Origin of the sequence: Psychromonas antarctica (assembly GCF_022267535.1) — a bacterium.
GTDB classification, from domain to species: Bacteria; Pseudomonadota; Gammaproteobacteria; order Enterobacterales; family Psychromonadaceae; genus Psychromonas; species Psychromonas antarctica.
In genome coordinates, this window is record NZ_JAHNZV010000282.1 from 1 (window position 1) to 701 (window position 701).

The window sequence follows — 701 nt, forward strand, 5'->3', positions numbered from 1 at the left end:
AATTTCCCAGAAGCCTTTGGCGCGTGTTTGATGAAACTCAATGCAGAAGCGGGTTACAGCATGGCAGAAGGTGCTAAATCAACCTATGAAACCTTAACGTCATGGGATAAATTTAACGCAGCCACAGGGCTGGTGCATACTATTACTAATCCTGTTGAAACTTTTAATGCCATACAATATACCGCAGAGACCTTTGCAGATTTCCTGCAAGCAGCATGCTCCAAAACGTTGAATGAACCTTATTTAGGGGCGCGGACTTCAGTCCGCCAGTGTTTGTTCATTCAAACAGTTCGCACAGTATATTTTGTAAAAACAAAGCAGGCTAAAGTCTGCGCCCCAGAGAGAGTACAAACAGCATGATCCCAAACATTGCGTTTATCCTGTTGAGGGCAGCGGACTTCAGTCCGCCAGTGTTTGTTCAAACAGTTCGTACAGTATTTTATAAAAACAAAGCAGGCTAAAGCCTGCGCCCCAGAGAAAGTACAAACAGCATGTTGCCACACGTTGAATGAACCTTATTTAGGGGCACGGACTTCAGTCCGCCAGTGTTTGTTCATTACAAACAGTTCGCACCGTATTTTGTAAAAACAAAGCAGGCTAAAGCCTGCGCCCCAGAGAAAGTACAAACAGCCTGTTGCCTTTAGCTTATTGAGGGGCGCGGACTTCAGTCCGCCAGTGTATTCAGTTCATTCAAACAGTTT

1 protein-coding gene is annotated in these 701 nt (G+C 44.9%); it reads left to right on the forward strand.

The window, feature by feature from the left end; all coding sequences use genetic code 11:
- On the forward strand, positions 1-360 hold a 360-nt coding region (locus KSO91_RS17485), incomplete at its 5' end, for a hypothetical protein (protein ID WP_238744288.1).
- Positions 361-701 lie beyond the last annotated feature (341 nt).